The 18,055-nt window shown below is 33.4% G+C and carries 19 protein-coding genes; 14 read left to right on the forward strand and 5 right to left on the reverse strand.

Annotated elements, in window-relative coordinates:
* The 3 genes from DPQ31_RS08645 to nhaC all read left to right on the forward strand — a co-directional run bounded on the left by DPQ31_RS08645 (nt 1) and on the right by nhaC (nt 3,394).
* Nucleotides 1–885: a TIGR03943 family putative permease subunit gene (locus DPQ31_RS08645; RefSeq protein WP_208731782.1), complete on the forward strand. Its 885-nt coding sequence runs from the start codon at nt 1–3 to the stop codon at nt 883–885.
* 112 nt (nt 886–997) lie between these two features.
* Complete coding sequence (locus DPQ31_RS08650) at nt 998–1,657, forward strand: class I SAM-dependent methyltransferase (protein WP_001104662.1); 660 nt, start codon at nt 998–1,000, stop codon at nt 1,655–1,657.
* A 333-nt stretch (nt 1,658–1,990) separates the two neighbouring features.
* Nucleotides 1,991–3,394 carry a Na+/H+ antiporter NhaC gene (nhaC, locus tag DPQ31_RS08655; RefSeq protein WP_000843971.1) on the forward strand — a complete coding sequence of 468 codons (1,404 nt, stop codon included), beginning with the start codon at nt 1,991–1,993 and terminating at the stop codon, nt 3,392–3,394.
* Between the two features lie 39 nt (nt 3,395–3,433).
* On the opposite strand, the gene DPQ31_RS08660 is transcribed toward nhaC, so the two are convergent.
* Nucleotides 3,434–3,814, reverse strand: a complete 381-nt coding sequence (locus DPQ31_RS08660; protein WP_208731783.1) for a MerR family transcriptional regulator — start codon at nt 3,812–3,814, stop codon at nt 3,434–3,436.
* Between the two features lie 16 nt (nt 3,815–3,830).
* The gene (locus tag DPQ31_RS08665; protein WP_208731784.1) at nt 3,831–4,541 is read right to left on the reverse strand and encodes an SDR family NAD(P)-dependent oxidoreductase; all 711 of its coding nucleotides are present in this window, start codon (nt 4,539–4,541) and stop codon (nt 3,831–3,833) included.
* A 191-nt stretch (nt 4,542–4,732) separates the two neighbouring features.
* On the opposite strand from DPQ31_RS08665, the gene fumC reads away from it, so the two are divergent.
* Entirely contained in the window at nt 4,733–6,121 is a 1,389-nt protein-coding gene (gene fumC / locus DPQ31_RS08670) for a class II fumarate hydratase (protein WP_208731785.1), read from the forward strand.
* Nucleotides 6,122–6,227: 106 nt separating this feature from the next.
* Here fumC and DPQ31_RS08675 read toward each other — a convergent pair whose 3' ends face one another.
* Complete coding sequence (locus DPQ31_RS08675) at nt 6,228–6,614, reverse strand: PH domain-containing protein (RefSeq protein WP_208732088.1); 387 nt, start codon at nt 6,612–6,614, stop codon at nt 6,228–6,230.
* Between the two features lie 668 nt (nt 6,615–7,282).
* On the opposite strand from DPQ31_RS08675, the gene DPQ31_RS08680 reads away from it, so the two are divergent.
* The gene (locus DPQ31_RS08680; protein ID WP_199631604.1) at nt 7,283–8,047 is read left to right on the forward strand and encodes a DUF2087 domain-containing protein; all 765 of its coding nucleotides are present in this window, start codon (nt 7,283–7,285) and stop codon (nt 8,045–8,047) included.
* Between the two features lie 97 nt (nt 8,048–8,144).
* On the forward strand, nt 8,145–9,554 hold the full coding sequence (locus DPQ31_RS08685; RefSeq protein ID WP_208731786.1) for an MATE family efflux transporter: 1,410 nt from the start codon (nt 8,145–8,147) through the stop codon (nt 9,552–9,554).
* Nucleotides 9,555–9,688: 134 nt separating this feature from the next.
* On the opposite strand, the gene DPQ31_RS08690 is transcribed toward DPQ31_RS08685, so the two are convergent.
* A complete protein-coding gene (locus DPQ31_RS08690) occupies nt 9,689–10,387 on the reverse strand; it encodes a peptidase E (protein ID WP_208731787.1) in 699 nt (232 codons plus the stop codon).
* A gap of 392 nt (nt 10,388–10,779) precedes the next feature.
* Here DPQ31_RS08690 and DPQ31_RS08695 point away from each other — a divergent pair, with 392 nt between their 5' ends.
* The 6 genes from DPQ31_RS08695 to DPQ31_RS08720 all read left to right on the forward strand — a co-directional run bounded on the left by DPQ31_RS08695 (nt 10,780) and on the right by DPQ31_RS08720 (nt 14,546).
* A complete protein-coding gene (locus DPQ31_RS08695; RefSeq protein WP_140158541.1) occupies nt 10,780–11,178 on the forward strand; it encodes a DUF3942 family protein in 399 nt (132 codons plus the stop codon).
* A 97-nt stretch (nt 11,179–11,275) separates the two neighbouring features.
* The gene (locus DPQ31_RS08700; protein ID WP_000495072.1) at nt 11,276–11,692 is read left to right on the forward strand and encodes a BlaI/MecI/CopY family transcriptional regulator; all 417 of its coding nucleotides are present in this window, start codon (nt 11,276–11,278) and stop codon (nt 11,690–11,692) included.
* 1 nt (nt 11,693) lies between these two features.
* Complete coding sequence (locus DPQ31_RS08705) at nt 11,694–12,506, forward strand: M56 family metallopeptidase (RefSeq protein WP_097999710.1); 813 nt, start codon at nt 11,694–11,696, stop codon at nt 12,504–12,506.
* A 54-nt stretch (nt 12,507–12,560) separates the two neighbouring features.
* The gene (gene ccdA, locus DPQ31_RS08710; RefSeq protein WP_000990446.1) at nt 12,561–13,274 is read left to right on the forward strand and encodes a cytochrome c-type biogenesis protein CcdA; all 714 of its coding nucleotides are present in this window, start codon (nt 12,561–12,563) and stop codon (nt 13,272–13,274) included.
* Nucleotides 13,275–13,293: 19 nt separating this feature from the next.
* Complete coding sequence (locus DPQ31_RS08715) at nt 13,294–13,848, forward strand: TlpA family protein disulfide reductase (protein WP_000733179.1); 555 nt, start codon at nt 13,294–13,296, stop codon at nt 13,846–13,848.
* A gap of 17 nt (nt 13,849–13,865) precedes the next feature.
* A complete protein-coding gene (locus tag DPQ31_RS08720) occupies nt 13,866–14,546 on the forward strand; it encodes a prolipoprotein diacylglyceryl transferase family protein (RefSeq protein ID WP_208731788.1) in 681 nt (226 codons plus the stop codon).
* A 51-nt stretch (nt 14,547–14,597) separates the two neighbouring features.
* On the opposite strand, the gene DPQ31_RS08725 is transcribed toward DPQ31_RS08720, so the two are convergent.
* Nucleotides 14,598–15,143, reverse strand: coding sequence for a helix-turn-helix domain-containing protein (locus tag DPQ31_RS08725; protein WP_000427659.1), 546 nt, complete (start codon nt 15,141–15,143; stop codon nt 14,598–14,600).
* 149 nt (nt 15,144–15,292) lie between these two features.
* Here DPQ31_RS08725 and DPQ31_RS08730 point away from each other — a divergent pair, with 149 nt between their 5' ends.
* Together DPQ31_RS08730 and DPQ31_RS08735 are read left to right on the forward strand one after the other, a co-directional pair.
* A complete protein-coding gene (locus DPQ31_RS08730) occupies nt 15,293–16,627 on the forward strand; it encodes a D-serine ammonia-lyase (protein WP_208731789.1) in 1,335 nt (444 codons plus the stop codon).
* Between the two features lie 158 nt (nt 16,628–16,785).
* Nucleotides 16,786–18,033, forward strand: a complete 1,248-nt coding sequence (locus tag DPQ31_RS08735; protein WP_000058290.1) for a DUF445 domain-containing protein — start codon at nt 16,786–16,788, stop codon at nt 18,031–18,033.
* The last annotated feature ends 22 nt before the right edge of the window (nt 18,034–18,055 follow it).

Below are 18,055 nucleotides of genomic sequence, written 5' to 3' on the forward strand. Positions count from 1 at the left end.
ATGGAGAAAGAGGAGCAGAAGGCGTATCATCGCTATATACGTGGCATTATTTTAATTGGTTTAGCAATGCTCTTATTTAAACTACTTGTAACAGGGAATATTTATAATTTTATCGCTCCAAAAATGATCAAATTTACGTATATAGCTTTTGTAGTAATTTTAATTTTGGGTACTGTACAAGTTTGGGGAGATGGAAGAGAAAAACAGCATGATTGTAATTGTTGTAAACATCATAAAACATCAAAATCAGGGATAAAAAGTTTCTTTGTATATGTTTTATTTGTTGTTCCGATAGTTAGTGCTTTTCTCTTTGGAAGTGTAACAATTGATGGAAGTTTAGCAGGAAAAAGGGGTATGAATCAAAGTGTACAGGCGAGAAGTCTGGAAAGGAACGAAAAAGAGGGGAAACAGGTTAATTTTGATGGGCGAGAAGTATCAGTTGATCCAGAAGAAACATCAAATTTATCAACGACTTATGAAACGGAAGAGCAAGTAGTAAAAAGTATGTTAGGACAGAGTAAACTACAAGTAAAGGATAAGGATTATGTTCAAACAATGAATGTAATTGGTCAAAATGTTAATTGGTTTAAAGGGAAAGAAATTACATTCTTAGGGTTTATATATAAGGATAAAGATGTGACGGGTAATAAAGCAGTAGTGGCTCGATATGGCATAACTTGTTGTATTGCGGATGCATCAGTCTGGGGGATGATTGTCACTGGGCGAAACGTTGAAAAAATTCCAGAAGAAACATGGGTGGAAATAACAGGATTATTAGATGAAACGACATATAAAGGAACAGTCTTTCCACTTGTAAAAGTAAGCAAAATCGAGAAAATTAATAAGCCAACTGACCCATATGTATATGATGCTTTACCTCAATAGAAAAGAATAAATTCTTTATATTTTCATGAAATAGAATCATAATCATGACGATAAAAAAATAAAGATAAGAGTAATTTGGTTTGTTAAAAATATGTGTATAAGGAGATATGCAATGAACTGGGTTACTCATAAACCATCGTTTGACTTTGAAAAATTTAGTCCTATTATTCGGTCACAATCTGCGTGGAGTGGGCATTTAAATTTCGCATATGACTTAGTACGATTTGAAAAACCAGCAACTTTAGTTGAGTTAGGCACACATCTAGGTGCTTCCTTCTTCAGTTTTTGTCAGGGAGTAAAAGATGGTGGGTTAACTACAAAATGTTTTGCTGTAGATACTTGGGCTGGAGATGGGCATACAGGTCCATATGGAGAAGGGGTTTTTCAAATAGTAGAAAAAGTTGTGAGCGCTAACTACCTTAATATAGGAAAATTAATTCGGTCTACTTTTGATGATGCTATAGATCAGTTTCAAGATGAAACGATAAATCTTTTGCATATTGATGGCTACCATACGTATGAAGCTGTTTCTCATGATTATAAAACGTGGTTACCTAAAGTCGCCAAAAACGGTATTGTATTATTTCATGATATTGAAGTGAGAAGTGGTGATTTTGGCGTGTATAAGTTTTGGGATGAGATCAAGGCGAAGCACCCTCATTTTCAGTTTGGACATTCATATGGACTCGGAGTATTATTTCCAAAAGGGTGTAGTGATAAGTTTTCGGAGATACTTAAAAATAAAGAAGAAATACAAAATTTGTATAAATAAAAGTGGAGCATGCATCATTTTAATGATGTGTGCTTTTTTGGGGGAGAAAAATGGTAGTCCTTAAAAGGTGAAGATAATAGTAAAAAATCTTATTGTGGCAAATATTAAAAAAGTTATTCTTAGATTATTCTATCTAAATAAAAATGTAACATTTTTTATATTTTCCATTGCGAAAAGTAACATCTACTTTTACAATAGAAAAGGTGTCCAATATATTATACTGGAAAAATAAATCGAAATAATATGAAAATTTTGTTTTGTCTTCGCTAATTGTATACTACATACATGTAAGACGACATACATCATGTTATCGACTTGTAAGGAGAGAAAAAAATGAAAAGTGTAAGATTACCATCGATACCAGAAATTATCGTTCTTTTAATGCTATTTCTTGCTGTCGTCTTTTCCTTCCAAACGATTTTTGATCTCCCAATTCAATTAGCGCTGTTTATTTCATGGTTTTTAGTTATTGCGCTTGGATTAAGGTTAGGATTTCGTTATCAAGAATTGCAAGATGCAATTACAAAAGGAATTTCTAATGGATTAGAAGCAATTCTTATTTTAGTTGCAGTAGGGGCTTTAATTGGGACGTGGATTGCTGGTGGGGTTGTACCAACATTAATTTATTATGGATTAGAATTTATCCACCCAAGCATATTCTTACTGGCAACTTTAATTATTTGTTCCATAACTTCTATCGCGACAGGAACATCATGGGGAACAGTTGGAACAGCTGGTATAGCTATGATGGCGATTGGTGAAGGTCTTGGATTACCACTTCCGCTTGTTGCTGGTGCAGTTCTTTCGGGAGCTTATTTCGGAGATAAATTATCACCACTTTCTGATAGTACAGTTCTTGCAGCTTCTATGGCAAAAGTAGATGTTATTGCTCACGTTCGAGCTATGCTTGTATTAGACGTTCCGGCGTATATTATTACTAGTATTATGTTTACTGTAGCTGGCTGGATGTACGGCGGGGATAATGTAGATTTGAACCGAGTAGAGTTTTTAAAAGAAGCTTTATTAAAGCAATTTGATATTAAAATATGGATGCTTGTTCCAGCGGTCATTGTTATCGTTCTATTAGCAATGAAGAAACCGTCGATGCCAACAATTGCAATGGGAGCTTTAATCGGTGCAATTTGGGCAACTCTTTTCCAAGGGATGAACTTTGGAGAGGCAATTGGAACAGCTTATAATGGATTCTCAATTCAATCTGGTGTTGAGTTTGTCGATAAGTTATTAAACCGTGGTGGAATTAACGGTATGCTTGGCTCAGTAGCCGTTATTATATTTGGCTTAGGTTTTGGTGGATTACTTGAAAAGCTAGGTGTTCTTAAAGTAATCGTATCGAAATTTGAGAAGAAATTAAATTCTGCAGGTAATGTAACGTTGTCTACATTAATCGTTGCATTTTTAGCGAACGTATTTGGTTGTGCGATGTACGTATCACTTATTTTAACGCCGAAAATTATGGAAGATAGCTATGATAAACTAAAAATAGACCGTCGTGTATTAGCACGTAACTCAGAAGTAGGTGGAACGTTAACTTCAGGTATGGTTCCATGGTCGGATAATGGTATTTTTATGGCTGGTATTTTAGGTGTAGCAACGTTATCATATATTCCATTTATGTGGTTAAGTTTTGTATCGTTAATTTTAGCAGTTATTTACGGATATACAGGCAAGTTCATTTGGTATGTAGATGATGCGGATAAAGGAAAGCAAGCATCATAAATGAAAAATCACCTTCTACACATTGTAGAAGGTGATTTTTTATTTTGTATTTTGAGCTATTGAGGTTATTTCATGCTCATATTTAGTGATTTTTTGTTGTATCTTTTTTAAGTTCTTTTCAGTATCTTGAATGTGCTGTAAAACATTTATCTTTTGTTGTTTCATTAATTCTAATCGTTGAAGGGTAGTAGATTCTCCATCCATGGACCAGTCGATAAATTGTTTTATTTTTTGAATAGGCATACCAGTTTCTTTTAAACATAAAATCATCTCTAAATATTTGAGTGCTTCTTCGTTAAAAACTCGATCTCCTTTTTCATTTCTTTGAAGAAAAGGGAACAGTCCTTGTCTATCGTAATAATGTATTTGAGAAATAGTTAAGTGGTGCATTTTGGCGACTTGACCAATTGTATAATACATGTGATTCATCCTCTTGTTACCAGGGTATAATTCCGTTTTTATTTAATATTTTACCATTATAGTTTGTTTCACTTAATGCATATTTAATAATAATCTTAGCACTTTCATTGGTTGTATGGCCACCAGGTGCATTTCCATTAAGGTCGGTAGTTGTAAAACCAGGTGTTACCCCGAAAACTGCTGGACCGTTAGTACAAAATTCTTTGCTAAAAGCTAATGTTAAAGCGTTAATAGCTGTTTTTGAAGAATTATATCCTAAAGCATTAATTGGATGTGTTTCACCATTAGCGAACATTGTTTGTGAAGCCATGTCAGTTGTTACATTTATTATTTTGCTGTTGTTTGACTTCTTTAATGATGGTAAAAAGGCTTGCATCATTTGGAAAGTTCCAAAAAAGTTAATTTCAAATTCTTGACGTAAAATTTCAATATTTAATTTGCTAGGTAGCATATTGAAGTCTAGTGCTATACCTGCGTTATTGATTAGTAAATCTAAGTGATCAGTCGTTTCATACATTTTTTTCATTGCTTTTTGAATGGATTGTGAATTTGAAATATCTACTTGAACATAAGAAACGTTGGAAATATTTAAAGATTTCACAGCTTCTTGACCAAGTTGTTCATTGCGAGCACCTAAAAATACGTGATAGCCTTTCTCTGCTAATTGGCGAACGAGTTCATATCCAATTCCTTTATTTGCACCTGTTACAAAAGCGTATTTTTTCATATTGAATTCCTCCAGTATCTTTTTAGTAGGTCACAATGGAAAGGATACAGCCTAAACTTAAGTTTAGGTCAAGAGGAATTTTAAAAAATAAATATCAAATATTTATATATACGAGTGAGAATTCTTATCATTTGAAGGGAAGTCTGTTAATATAAGAAATGTAGGTATTAAATTTTCAAGGGGATGAAAAAATGGAGTACAGAATTGAAAGAGACACATTAGGAGAAATAAAAGTTCCGGCTGATAAATTATGGGCAGCGCAAACACAAAGAAGTAAAGAGAACTTCCCAATTGGAACAGAGCAAATGCCGCTTGAAATTGTAAAAGCATTTGCGATTTTAAAGAAAAGTGCGGCCCTTAGCAATCAAAAACTAGGGAAGTTATCAGAAGAGAAAGCAAAAGCAATTGTGGAAGCTGCTGATGAAGTGATTGAAGGGAAATGGAATGAGCATTTTCCACTTGTCGTATGGCAAACGGGTAGTGGTACACAATCTAACATGAATGTGAATGAAGTAATTGCAAACCGCGGGAATCAAATTTTGAAAGAAAAGGGATCTGACGTACATATTCATCCGAATGATGATGTGAACATGTCTCAAAGTTCAAACGATACATTTCCAACAGCGCTTCATGTAGCATGTGTAATTGCGGTAGAAAATCACGTATTACCAGCAATTACGAAGTTAAAAGAAACTTTAGCAGAAAAAGCAACTGCATTTGAACATATTATAAAAATCGGTCGTACACATTTACAAGATGCAACACCGTTAACTTTGGGACAAGAAATTAGTGGATGGCACCGTATGCTTGAAAAAACTGAGCGTATGATTGCTGAGAGCAATACATATATGAAAGAGTTAGCAATTGGTGGTACTGCAGTTGGAACGGGTATTAATGCTCATCCTAAATTTGGTGATATGGTATCTGAGGAAATTAGCCAATTTACAGGTAAGAACTTTATTTCTGCACCAAATAAGTTCCATGCATTAACGAGCCATGATGAAGTTGTATATACTCATGGTGCATTAAAGGCATTAGCGGCTGATTTAATGAAGATTGCTAACGATGTACGTTGGCTTGCAAGTGGTCCACGTAGTGGTCTTGGAGAAATTATTATTCCAGCAAATGAGCCAGGAAGCTCGATCATGCCAGGTAAAGTAAACCCTACACAAAGTGAGGCGTTAACAATGGTTGTGGCGCAAGTGATGGGAAATGATACAACAATCGGATTTGCTGCGAGCCAAGGGAATTTTGAGTTAAACGTATTTAAACCAGTTATTGCTTATAACTTCTTACAATCAGCGCACTTATTAGCAAATGCAATTGTTTCGTTTAATGATAATTGTGCAGTTGGTATTGAAGCGGATGAAGAAGTAATTAACGAAAACGTGAATCGTTCATTAATGCTTGTTACAGCATTAAACCCTCATATTGGGTATGAAAATGCAGCGAAAATTGCAAAACATGCTCATAAAGATGGTTTAACTTTAAAAGAGGCAGCATTGCAATCGGGATTATTAACAGAAGAGCAATTTGACGAAATTGTAGATCCGAAAAAAATGATCGCTCCAAAAGAATAATAGAAGAAGCCCAGATTCGAAATTTCGAATCTGGGCTTTTTTTTACATATAAATTTTAATCCCTTTTTATGTTTTCTTCAACTGCACAACTGTAAGTTCTGAAATATTATTTGGTAGTGGTCGAATGGATTACTTTTATATGTGGGCAGTTCTCTTTTAAGAGTGAAATGAATTTTTCTTCGTCTTGTGGTACGAAAGTTTTCACGGAATCAAATAAATTGTAATCAATTTCTAATTGCTGTCGAGTCCATTTTTCTGAACGGAGTTTTTTGCCAGAGTATTTAATGTGACGAATGTCTTCAAATGGAATTTCAGTGCACAGTATGAACCCGTGTTTTACAACAATTGATGATTTCGTTATATTATAGTGTGAAAAATAGAATGAAGAAAGATTCACGATATTTAACAGCATCATAAGAGTAAAAAAAATAGAATTTTCATTTTGGAAGAATAGTGAAATGAAAAAAATAATTATAAATAATATAATGAAAATGACGTGAAATGGATTTTTTTTGCTTTAAATTTCAAGTAAGTCACCTCGATAAAAGTGTTCTTCAAATAAATTAAATCACAATATCTTAATGAAACGCGAAAATATGCAAGATTGCATATTTTTTGGGTTTGTTATTCGTGTAAAATTTTTTGATAGGATAAATGTAAATGAAGTTTTTTTATAGTGGAGTGGCATGAAGTGGCTTATAAGAATAGAAATGTAGCGCTAGTCATATTTAGTTGTATAATGATTATGAGTGGCTGTTCAAATAAAATGGTTGAGGATGGAAACCGAAAACATGTATTTATAGAGACAAGTAAAGTTTTAGTAGAGGTTGTTTACAAAAAATATAAAAGATGAAAGGGTGCTTCCATAAAAGGAAGCGCCTTTTTTGTAGTTAAAATGGAATATTTGATAGGGGGTAAATAGAGGGTTTGTTTCATTTCGGATATCACTTTAATTAAGTTATTACAGTTTCTCCATGGAATAATAATTTCATTATAGTTAGCGGTTATTTGAGAAATTTATAGATGATTTTATAAAAGTTTGCAAAATAGGTAAACGAAACATTGAAATGTCTGATTTATGTATGTTAAGATGATGAAGTGATAATAAACGTAATTGTAATTCGTTTGTTTTTTAATAAACATTTTGAAGGAGTGTTTAGTGTGAACGATATTTCAGAGAAGTTTTGGGATGCGTCGGTAGAGGAATTGAAAAAAGGGTATGTGTTTGATGAGGAAGCAGAGGAGTATATTTGTTTAGCATGTGGAGAAGCGTTTATTAAGGGAGTTATTTATCAACATAATCAAGTTTTGTATGAAGCAGAGAAGTTTGTCCAATTGCATATGCATAGTGAGCATACGTCTATGTTTGATTATTTATTAAATCTTGATAAGAAGTTTACTGGTTTAACCGATTTACAAAAGAAGATGGTTCAGTTTTTCCATATGGGACTGAATGATAAAGAAATTGTAAAAGAGATGGACGGCGGTAGCACATCGACGATTCGTAATCATCGTTTTACATTGCGAGAGAAGATGAAGCAAGCAAAAGTATTTTTAGCGTTAATGGAATTATCAGAAGAAAAATCGAAGGTACAAACGAAATTTGTACCAATTCATAGAACAGCAACGATGGTGGATGATCGATACAATATTACGGAAGAAGAAAATGACGAAGTATTAAAAACTCATTTTATAGATGGATTAGATGGACAGCTTTCTAAATTTCCGAAGAAGCAAAAGCGTAAATTAATTATATTACGTCACTTAGTGAAAAAGTTTGATAGTAATCAAAAGTATTCCGAAAAAGAAGTGAATACAATTTTAGAAAATGTATATCCAGATTTCGTGACTTTAAGAAGATATTTAATTGAATATGGATTTTTAGATAGAACAGTAGATGGAAGTCAATATTGGGTGAAGTTATAATAATGCGGAAAGAAAATGAATAGAAGCAAATCATTATAACAACTATACAAAGAGATAGAGATGGAAAAAAGATTTTTAATAAAAGGAGAAATGAAATTTGAAACCACCTACAGATAACAATAAAGAAGGTGTGGAGTCACATAAGTTAGAAAGTGAGAGTAAACCGATTTGGAAATCGATGTCTATGTTTTTAGTACCGTTATTATTAAGTAATGTACTTCAATCAGTTGGACAATTATTTGGTATGGTCGTAGTAGGGAGATGGCTTGGTGTCAATGATTTAGCAGCTATATCAGCATTCTTTCCTTTATTTTTCCTACTCGTTTCATTCGTAATTGGAATTGGGTCGGGTAGTTCTATTTTAATTGGTCAGGCGTTTGGCGCTAAAAATGAAGATCGTTTAAAAGCTATCGTTGGTACGACACTTACATTTACGTTTATTATCGGAGTTGCATTGGCGATAATAGGCAGTATTTTTGCAATGGATATTATGCGTCTAATGGGAACGCCAGAAAATATAATTGAAATAAGTGTACATTATGCAAGAATTTTATTTATATCGATGCCAGTATTATTTTTATATTTTGCATACACAACATTTATGAGAGGGACAGGAGATTCTAAAACGCCATTTTACTTTTTAATTGTAAGTACAGCGCTAAATATGATCGTATTGCCAATTCTTATTTTTGGCTGGTTAGGAGCTCCGAAATTAGATGTGTATGGAGCAGCATATGCTTCTGTTATATCGACAGTTATTACGTTTATTGTCATGCTAGTGTATTTAAAGAAGAAAAATCATCCACTACAACTAGATGGAACGGTAAGGAAATACCTTCGAATGGATGGTGAGTTGTTAAAGCTATTGCTACGACTCGGTATTCCAGCGAGTATTAATATGATATTAGTTTCATTATCAGAAATTGCGGTAATCGCGTTTGTAAATCGTTATGGTTCGGATGCAACAGCTGCTTATGGCGTCGTGAATCAAGTTGCCAGTTATGTACAAATGCCAGCGGTTAGCCTTGGCATTACAGTCTCTATTTTTGCGGCACAATCAATTGGTGCAAATCAATTTGATCGATTGCAGAAAGTTGTAAAAGCTGGAATTATTATGAACTATGTTATCGGTGGTGTGTTAATATCTCTTATTTACTTGTTCTCAAGAGACATTTTATCACTATTTTTAACGAGTCAAACTACAATTGATATTGCTCATAGTTTAGTTATGATTACATTATGGAGTTATTTAATTTTCGGTCATGCACAAATTATTAGTGCGACAATGCGAGCGAGTGGTACAGTATTATGGCCAACTGTTATTGGTGTTGTATCAATTTGGCTAGTTGAAGTACCAGTAGCATATTATCTTTCTTACCATACAAGCCTTGGAATTGAAGGGATATGGATTGGATACCCAGCAGCATTTATTGTTAGTCTCATATTACAGTATGCATATTATAAGCTTTCATGGCAGAAGAAACGAATTACACGATTAGTTAGTTAAATAGTGAAAATGTCCCTAAGTTATTATACTTAGGGACATTTTTTTGAAGCGTATGTTTATCTCGCAAAAGCCTGATTGATGAGGGCTAATAATTAGTGGGGATGAAGAAAACTCCCACTGATTAAAGTTTCACTTTATAAATAGCTTTTTAAAGTGATATCAAAATGTTGTCTAATAAGTTTTCTATCACTCATATAAAACTCCCACGCTTTTTCTGGTGCACCGATAATTTCAAAGGATTCTTCTGTAATATATAAAGCGCAATCATCTTCTAGTGCAATCCCCTCTATATTACCTTGGTGATTTTGTAAAAAGGAATGAAAAGCATTCATTCTATTTAATTGATTATAATGTGGGCAAAACCTTTTGTTAACAATCCCCCATCCGTTACTTTCTACATAACCAGAACCTTCATAATCTGATCGAATACTAGATGTGAACCAACACATAGCACCAGCACTATACCCTGCAATGAGTGTTCCTTGCTCGAGAGCCAATAGTAATTTCTCATCTAGTTTATGTTCTTTCCATTGTGTAAGCATTTCAACATAGTTTCCACCACCAAGGTAAATGAAATCGGCTGAATGAATCATCTCATCTATTTCATACTTAGAAGGTGTATCGGTTATAGTACGTAAAATTTGTACATCACAATGGAATTGGTTTTCAAACGTGTCTAAAAATAATTTTATATAGCTTTCATCATCATGACTGGCTGTTGGAATGAATAATATTTTTGGGTACTGTTTATTTGTTAATTCTATAAGTCGTTCATTAATATGAAAGTGATTTAAATCTTGTAAATCACCACCACCAATGACAGCTAATTTCATAGTAAAGCACCACCTAATCATTTTTGTTATGTAAAAATTCGATAGAAGAGAGTTACATTCCTTCTCTAATGTAATGAATAAAGAGAAAATACAGTTTAAATATATTGGAATAGTAAAGGGAACGATGACTATATAGAGTGATGAATTAGAAACAGTTTATTGATATATAATATTGCATACTATTGTTTCAAAATATGGAAACAATATGGTTAAATGGATATAACGACTCATTAATTAATATTGAATGAGTGTATATATTTTATAAAGGCGTCGGAAATACTAGGGATTTTACAAACGTATTTTTTACTTTTTATAGGAACTTGTATTGCAATATGGTAAAATTATATTAATATATTTATTCGGTATAGAATGAAAAAAGGAGCGTGAAAAAAGTGGATTTTCGATTTGAATTTACAACGAAGTTGAAAGAATACTTAGATGATGAGAAGGATGAAAAAATAATAAAAGATGGACATAGAGATATAATTTTTCATTATTTATATGCATTAGAGAGTGAAATTGGCGTCGTTAAAAATCCTAACTTTACTTTTTTTGCATCAGGAAGACGTTCACATATAGTATTGGAGAACGTTGAATTTAAAACGGAAGTCAATGTGAAAAGTAATATAATTGAAATTACAAAAATAGTGGATAATGTAGCTATTCCGTTAGACACTATCGTAGCGAAAAATCGGGAATTATTTGCACTTGGGCGTAATGAGAAGTTTAGTGTACAAATATTAGAGCAGTATCTCTTTGATACATTTGGAGAGAAGTTAGGTTTACAATGAATGGATATTCATAATTAGTGGATAGCAGTTTATACTATTCGTGTTTGACCTTTCATTTAATTTGTACTACAATCTGTAGTGTGAAAGGAGCCATACTATGTTTACTCAAAATTATAAGTTAAATGAGCAAGGGTTAAATCACTTCTTTGGACCGCTTGAAGCGAAAATAATGGAGATTGTTTGGTCCACTGAAGGTATTACCATTAAAGAAGTACAGCAGAAATTAAGTGAAGAATCACCGGTGAACTTTAATACTGTTATGACAGTTATGAACAGGTTAGTAGAGAAACTACACTTAGAAAAACAGACTGTGAGAAGAAGTGGCATATATCATGCTGTACAAACAAAAGAAGAATTCTTATCCAATCAAACGAAGAAAATGACGCAGGAATTAATGGGGGAATTTGGAGATTTAGTTGTAAATCATATGTTAGATGAGTTAGAGCAGGCTGATCCGACTTTACTAAAAAAATTAGAAGATAAATTGAGTCAGTTAAAAAAAGAGGATCGATAAAATGAAATGGCAAATGCGTAAAATCGTATTGTTAGCAGTAATTGTTAGTACTCTCTTTTTTTGTATGTTAACGTATTACGTTACATATCCATTTCTTTTTCAAAATAAGGCGTTCTTTCTTTCAAAGTTTTGCTTGTTTCAGTTAGAAAAACATATGAAAGAACTATCGTTGATTCGTATCATAATAGCTGGATTATTATTACTTACTGTACTGATAGTGTGCAAAAAAGTTTGGCGGCAATTTTTCTATAGTAAAAAATTACAAAAAGTACTTGTACCTTTTATTAGAAAAGGAAAACAAATATATATATTACCGACCGAGGAAATTGCAGCATTTACAATTGGATTATTTCGTCCGAAAGTTGTCATGTCAGAAGGGATACTTCACACGTTTTCAGAGGAAGAAATTGATGCGATTGTTTTTCATGAAGAATATCATCAAAACAATCGGGATCCACTAAAATTATTTTGTTTTACGTTATTAGCAGAAGGAATGTTGTACATCCCGATACTAAAAGGGCTGCTACAGCGATACCATACGTATCAAGAGTTAGCAGCAGATAAATATGCGATGCAAAAAATGAAATCCTCATTCGAGTTAGGTAGCGCGTTATTAAAATTAATTAAAATAAAGACAATGGAAAATCGATGTGTGACAGCTTCATTTGCAAAAACAGCAATAAATTTACGAATTGAGCAAGTGTTAAATGAAAAAGTTGTGAAGCTTACTATCCCGTTACATACAAATTCGGTATATGTAACGCTAGGTTTATTCTGTATGTCGATTGTACTTATTGTCGGAGAGTGCATATAGCCTCTTTTTTTAACAATTAACACTACTAGGTGTAGTGTTTTTAGGGGGAAAAAAATGAACGCAGCAGATTTAACAATTTGGCTTGTAGCTGGGGCGGGAGTATTGTCATTTATATCGCCATGCTCTTTACCTCTATATCCATCTTATTTATCTTATATTACAGGTGTTTCAATTCAAGATTTAAAAGAGAATCGTGGGATTATGCAAAAATCAGCGATTATACATACCGTATTTTTTATGATTGGATTTTCGGTTATATTTTATGCGTTAGGTTTGTCGGTAAGCTGGATTGGAATAACATTCTCATCTAACCAAAAATTGATTCAACAAATTGGTGGGGTTTTTATTGTTTTGATGGGGTTATTTATGACTGGATTGTTTCAGCCTAAGTGGCTTATGGCAGAGAAAAAGGTGCAGTATAGAAGTAAATCGACTGGATATATTCGTTCGATATTAGTCGGTATGACATATGCAGCGGGATGGACGCCATGTGTTGGGCCGATATTTTCAGCTGTACTCATGCTTGGTGCGACGAATCCTGAAGGGGCACTTCTTTATATTACAGCGTATACGCTTGGATTTGCAGTTCCATTTTTCGTGATGGCATTCTTTATCGGAAAGGTAAAGTGGATTGTTACATATGCCAATGTCATGATGAAAATTGGCGGCGTAATGATGATTGTAACAGGTGTTTTATTGTATACAAATCAAATGACGAAAATTACAGCGTTCTTTATTCGCCTATTTGGTGGATTTACAGGATTTTAAAAAATGAGGAGGAAGAAAAGTGAAGAAACTAATTGCTATTATATTAGTAGGAGCACTCGTTTGGGCGGGTGTTAACTTTTATAATTCAAAGAAAGAAGAAAAGGAAAGAAAAGCGAAACAAGCGGAGTTAAAAGAGAAAGAAGTATTACCACAAATAGGATTTAAAGCACCAAATATAACATTAAAAGGATTAGATGGAAAGTTGTATTCGCTAAATGATGCGAAGGGAAAACCATATATTATTAATTTTTGGGCATCGTGGTGTGGACCATGTGAAATGGAGGCACCTGACTTAGTTCGTTTTTATGACAAATATAAAAAGGATATTGAAATCTTTGCAGTAAATGCAACTGTTAGTGACCCAGTACAAGAAGCAACTGCATTTGCGGATCGCTATGGATTTGAGTTTCCAGTTCTTCTAGATATGGATGGAGTAGCTGGATTAGATTATAAAGTATTTTCTTTACCAACGACATTTTTTGTTAATAAAGATGGAATTATAGTAGATCATGTACGAGGGGTATTACCTCCAGATCAATTAGAAAAGAAATTTCAAAAATTAATTGAGGGTTAAGAGGGGATTTTGCAGCGATGGAGTGGATCATGAGGTTACAACCCGTATCTCTTATAATTGGAAGTCTATTTGGATTTATGCTGATGAAACGAAAGATGAAGCATCAAAATGTACCGTATGAAAAAATGATGGATGCTGTAACAAATGCGTTTCTTATTATCGTATTTGTATGGAAATTTGCACCGGCAATTTTAAATCCAGTATGGGCTTTTAGGTCGCCATTGCAAGCATTACTAGCTGTAGGAAGCATGCAGCACATTTTAATAGGGGGCATAATTGCGAGTGCATACATTGTTTGGAAAAGTAAAAAGGAGCAATTTTCGCTTCGTATTTTACTTGATACATTGCCTTTTGCATTGTGCGTGAGCAGTATCTTTTATTTTCTATTCCATCGAGAAGTAGGTGTACAAACGACACTACCATGGGGAATGAAAATATATGAATCTACATTTTTATATCATCCTATTTTCGCATACGAGATCATCCCCGCCCTTTGTGTAATTGGTTTGTTATGGATGAAAAATGAAAGATTAGGAACTGGAAAAAATATAAGTGTTTTTCTAATTTGTGAGGGGACTGCTCATATTGTTATTTCGCTTATTAGTGAACAAAACTCGGTTCTATTTGGCCTGTCAATACAGCAAATACTTAGTTTTTGTGTTATTAGTTTAGGCATTTTGTTCATGCCGAAAAAATAAAAATAGCCATGTACGGAGAGTATCCGTGCGTGGCTATTTTTATTTTATATATTAAAAAATCGGCGGGGTAACAGAAAATAAGACAATTGCATTTTTCTCGAATTGATTTACCCATTTATGCTTTAAATAAGCAGGTATTTTTACACTATCACCAGTTTCTAATGTGTACTCTTCTTCATTTAAATACAATGTAATTGTTCCGTCTAATACAAATGCTAATTCTTCACCTTTATGTTCTAGAATATTATCTGATGAAGAAGTATTTGGGGGAACAGTCATAATTGCTGTTGCTAAATTACCTGTGAAATCAGGCGATAGCATTTCATATGATAAATTATCGATAATCATTTTTTTTCGTTTATGAGAGCGCACGATTAAATCGTCTGTATTTGTTTCTTCAAGTAGAAAACTAAATGTTGGAACATCCAGTGCCTTTGCGAGTACCTTTAACGTTTGAATGGAAGGGTTAGCAGAACCACGCTCAATTTGACTTAACATAGATGGTGTAATTTCAGCCATATTTGCTAGTTGTTTACTAGTTAAACCTTTTTCTTTTCTTTGCTTTTCAATCTTTTTACCAATATCTATATTTTCCATAAAACATTCTCCTTAATGATTATTAAATTATATTTAAATAAATTAAATTAAAATTAACTAAAATGAATAATTTATGTTAAACTATATTAAAATTAATTTAATTATAATTTATTGTATAGCAAGCTACAAGGATATGAGGAGGAAACGGAATGAAGGAAATAGAGGTATTAAAAGCAGAGTATCCATTAGTTAACAAGCTTATTGCAACAGAAGAAATATTTTGGATAAACCCGAATATAGAAAAATATGAAACAGCAATAACAGCTTCACCACTTAATGAAGAAGATGTCAAAGACGCGGAAGAGAGATTAAAGCGTTTTGCACCATATATTGCGAAAGTTTTTCCTGAAACGCAAGAAACGAATGGTATTATAGAATCGCCTTTAGTGAAGATACCTTCAATGAAACAGTCTTTAGAGAAAAATTACGGGCAACCTATACTAGGAAAATTACTATTAAAATGTGATAGTCATCTTCCAATATCAGGATCAATTAAAGCTAGGGGCGGGATTTATGAAGTGTTGAAACATGCTGAACAATTAGCTCTGCAGCATGGAATGTTAACAGAGGAAGATAATTATTCTATTTTAGATAGTGATACATGTAGAGAGTTTTTTGCAAAATACTCAATTGCGGTAGGTTCTACAGGTAATTTAGGGCTAAGTATTGGGATTATGAGTGCGAAACTAGGTTTTAACGTAACTGTCCATATGTCAGCAGACGCAAAAGAATGGAAAAAAGATTTATTAAGAAATAAAGGTGTAAATGTTATTGAATATGAAGCTGATTATAGTAAAGCAGTAGAAGAGGGGCGTCAGCAAGCAGATGCAGATCCTAGCTGTCATTTTGTAGATGATGAAAACTCACATGATTTATTTTTAGGATACGCAGTAGCAGCATCTCGTTTACAAAAGCAATTAGAAGAGTTAGAGATTATAGTAGATGAAGAACATCCTTTATTCGTTTATCTTCCGTGTGGAGTAGGTGGGGGACCTGGCGGAGTAGCATTTGGTTTAAAGTTATTGTATAAAGACAACGTCCATTGTTTCTTTGCAGAGCCAACACATTCTCCATGTATGTTACTCGGGTTAATGACAGGACTTCATGATAAAATCGCCGTTCAAGATATCGGGATTGATAATATAACAGACGCGGACGGACTGGCAGTAGGAAGACCGTCTGGATTTGTCGGTAAAACGATAGAACCATTTTTGAACGGAAATTACACAGTAAGTGATGAAGAGTTATATAGATTATTAAAAGAACTGGCTGATAAGGAAAATATTAATTTAGAGCCTTCTGCATTAGCTGGTATGGTTGGGCCAGTGAATGTATGTAAAAATGAAAACGAGTATTTACAAAAGCAACAGTTAACAGAGACGGTGAAAAAAGGTACTCATATTGTGTGGGGAACTGGTGGGAGCATGGTTCCAGAAGATGTGATGAATGGGTATTATAAGAAAGGTTTGGGATTAATAATATAAGGAAAATGAGGCTAGTTGTAGCCTCATTTTTTCATGTACATAAAAATCTTTGTTATTTTCACAATAGTTCTTTATAGTATAGATATGAAGGATTACTAATATCGAATAAATATAACAAAACAGCTTTATTTTACATAATAAGAGGATGTGTGTATACGATGTCATTACAGACTAAATATATAGCGGGTATTTCGCTTGGGGTTATGGGAGTAGGTTTTGCTGCTTCTATCCCTTTTCAAGGAACGATAGCTGGAGAGATTATACAAGGGGGATTTGAAGCTGGGTTAGTTGGCGGACTTGCGGATTGGTTCGCGGTTACAGCATTATTTCGTCATCCGATGGGAATCCCAATTCCGCATACAGCTTTGTTACCTAAAAACCGTAAACGAGTAACGAAAGGGCTCATTCACACGCTAGAAAATGAGTGGCTGACGAAAGAAAGTATTACGAATAAAGTAAAAGAAATGCAGTTAGCGCAAATGGTGCTACAAATTGCTGAGAGAGAAATGCAGTCTGATGCTGTGAAAAAGGGAATTGTAACGATTGCTGAAAAAGCGATTGTTTCAATAGATACAGAAAAGTTAGCTGTTATTATTGAAAAAGAACTTAAAACATATTTGCATACAATTAATACGAGTAACATCTTACAAGTGCTTGTTGATCAATTAGTTGTGCAAGAATATGATGAAAAGACACTTGATTACATATTAGTAAAAGTGAAAGATTGGACAGCGCAAGATGAAGCTCGTTACCAGCTTGGAAGCTTAGGTATGAAGGCGATGGAAAACATAAAAGTAGATGGATTCTTACAGTTTACTTTGAAATCGTTTATGAATATTGTAGATGAAGATAAAATTGGCGGCATTTTGCAGAAATTTATTATTAGCAATATTAACAGCTTACAAGATGCAGATAATGGCACAAGACAACTTATCTTATCAAAAATTCGCCAAGAAATTATAAATGTAAAAGAAAATGAAGCTTTACTACAGGAATTAGAAAATTGGAAAGAAAAATGGATTGCGAATTGGGATGCTACTGACAAAATAAAAGAGATGCTGGAGCAAGTACAACAAAGAGCAGTTACCTTTGTAAACAAAGAAGAATTTGCTGATACATATGTTATTCCATTTTTACAAACGCAAATGAATAAAATAAAAGAAGACGAAGTGACGGTTCAAAAAATAGAAGATTGGTTACAAAAGCAAGTTGTCACACTTGTTGAAAAGAATCATTCGAAAATTGGAAAACTTGTACAAGAAAACCTTGATAAACTAGACGATAAAACATTAATTGAAATGATCGAAAATAACGTCGGTAAAGATTTGCAGTGGATCCGAGTGAACGGGGCTGTTTGCGGATTTATGATTGGCTTAATTTTAGAAGGAATTAAAGCGATTATATGAGAAAAACCTTCCACATTTGTGG

It is taken from the genome of Bacillus sp. COPE52, from assembly GCF_003355115.1.
Lineage (GTDB): Bacteria > Bacillota > Bacilli > Bacillales > Bacillaceae_G > Bacillus_A > Bacillus_A toyonensis.

Bases quoted from the DNA above. Each gene is read 5' to 3' on its own strand.
- DPQ31_RS08645 (WP_208731782.1), top strand. From the start codon at position 1: ATGGAGAAAGAGGAGCAGAAGGCGTATCATCGCTATATACGTGGCATT.
- DPQ31_RS08650 (WP_001104662.1), top strand. From the start codon at position 998: ATGAACTGGGTTACTCATAAACCATCGTTTGACTTTGAAAAATTTAGT.
- nhaC (WP_000843971.1), top strand. From the start codon at position 1,991: ATGAAAAGTGTAAGATTACCATCGATACCAGAAATTATCGTTCTTTTA.
- DPQ31_RS08660 (WP_208731783.1), bottom strand. From the start codon at position 3,814: ATGTATTATACAATTGGTCAAGTCGCCAAAATGCACCACTTAACTATT.
- DPQ31_RS08665 (WP_208731784.1), bottom strand. From the start codon at position 4,541: ATGAAAAAATACGCTTTTGTAACAGGTGCAAATAAAGGAATTGGATAT.
- fumC (WP_208731785.1), top strand. From the start codon at position 4,733: ATGGAGTACAGAATTGAAAGAGACACATTAGGAGAAATAAAAGTTCCG.
- DPQ31_RS08690 (WP_208731787.1), bottom strand. From the start codon at position 10,387: ATGAAATTAGCTGTCATTGGTGGTGGTGATTTACAAGATTTAAATCAC.
- DPQ31_RS08700 (WP_000495072.1), top strand. From the start codon at position 11,276: ATGTTTACTCAAAATTATAAGTTAAATGAGCAAGGGTTAAATCACTTC.
- DPQ31_RS08705 (WP_097999710.1), top strand. From the start codon at position 11,694: ATGAAATGGCAAATGCGTAAAATCGTATTGTTAGCAGTAATTGTTAGT.
- ccdA (WP_000990446.1), top strand. From the start codon at position 12,561: ATGAACGCAGCAGATTTAACAATTTGGCTTGTAGCTGGGGCGGGAGTA.
- DPQ31_RS08720 (WP_208731788.1), top strand. From the start codon at position 13,866: ATGGAGTGGATCATGAGGTTACAACCCGTATCTCTTATAATTGGAAGT.
- DPQ31_RS08725 (WP_000427659.1), bottom strand. From the start codon at position 15,143: ATGGAAAATATAGATATTGGTAAAAAGATTGAAAAGCAAAGAAAAGAA.
- DPQ31_RS08730 (WP_208731789.1), top strand. From the start codon at position 15,293: ATGAAGGAAATAGAGGTATTAAAAGCAGAGTATCCATTAGTTAACAAG.
- DPQ31_RS08735 (WP_000058290.1), top strand. From the start codon at position 16,786: ATGTCATTACAGACTAAATATATAGCGGGTATTTCGCTTGGGGTTATG.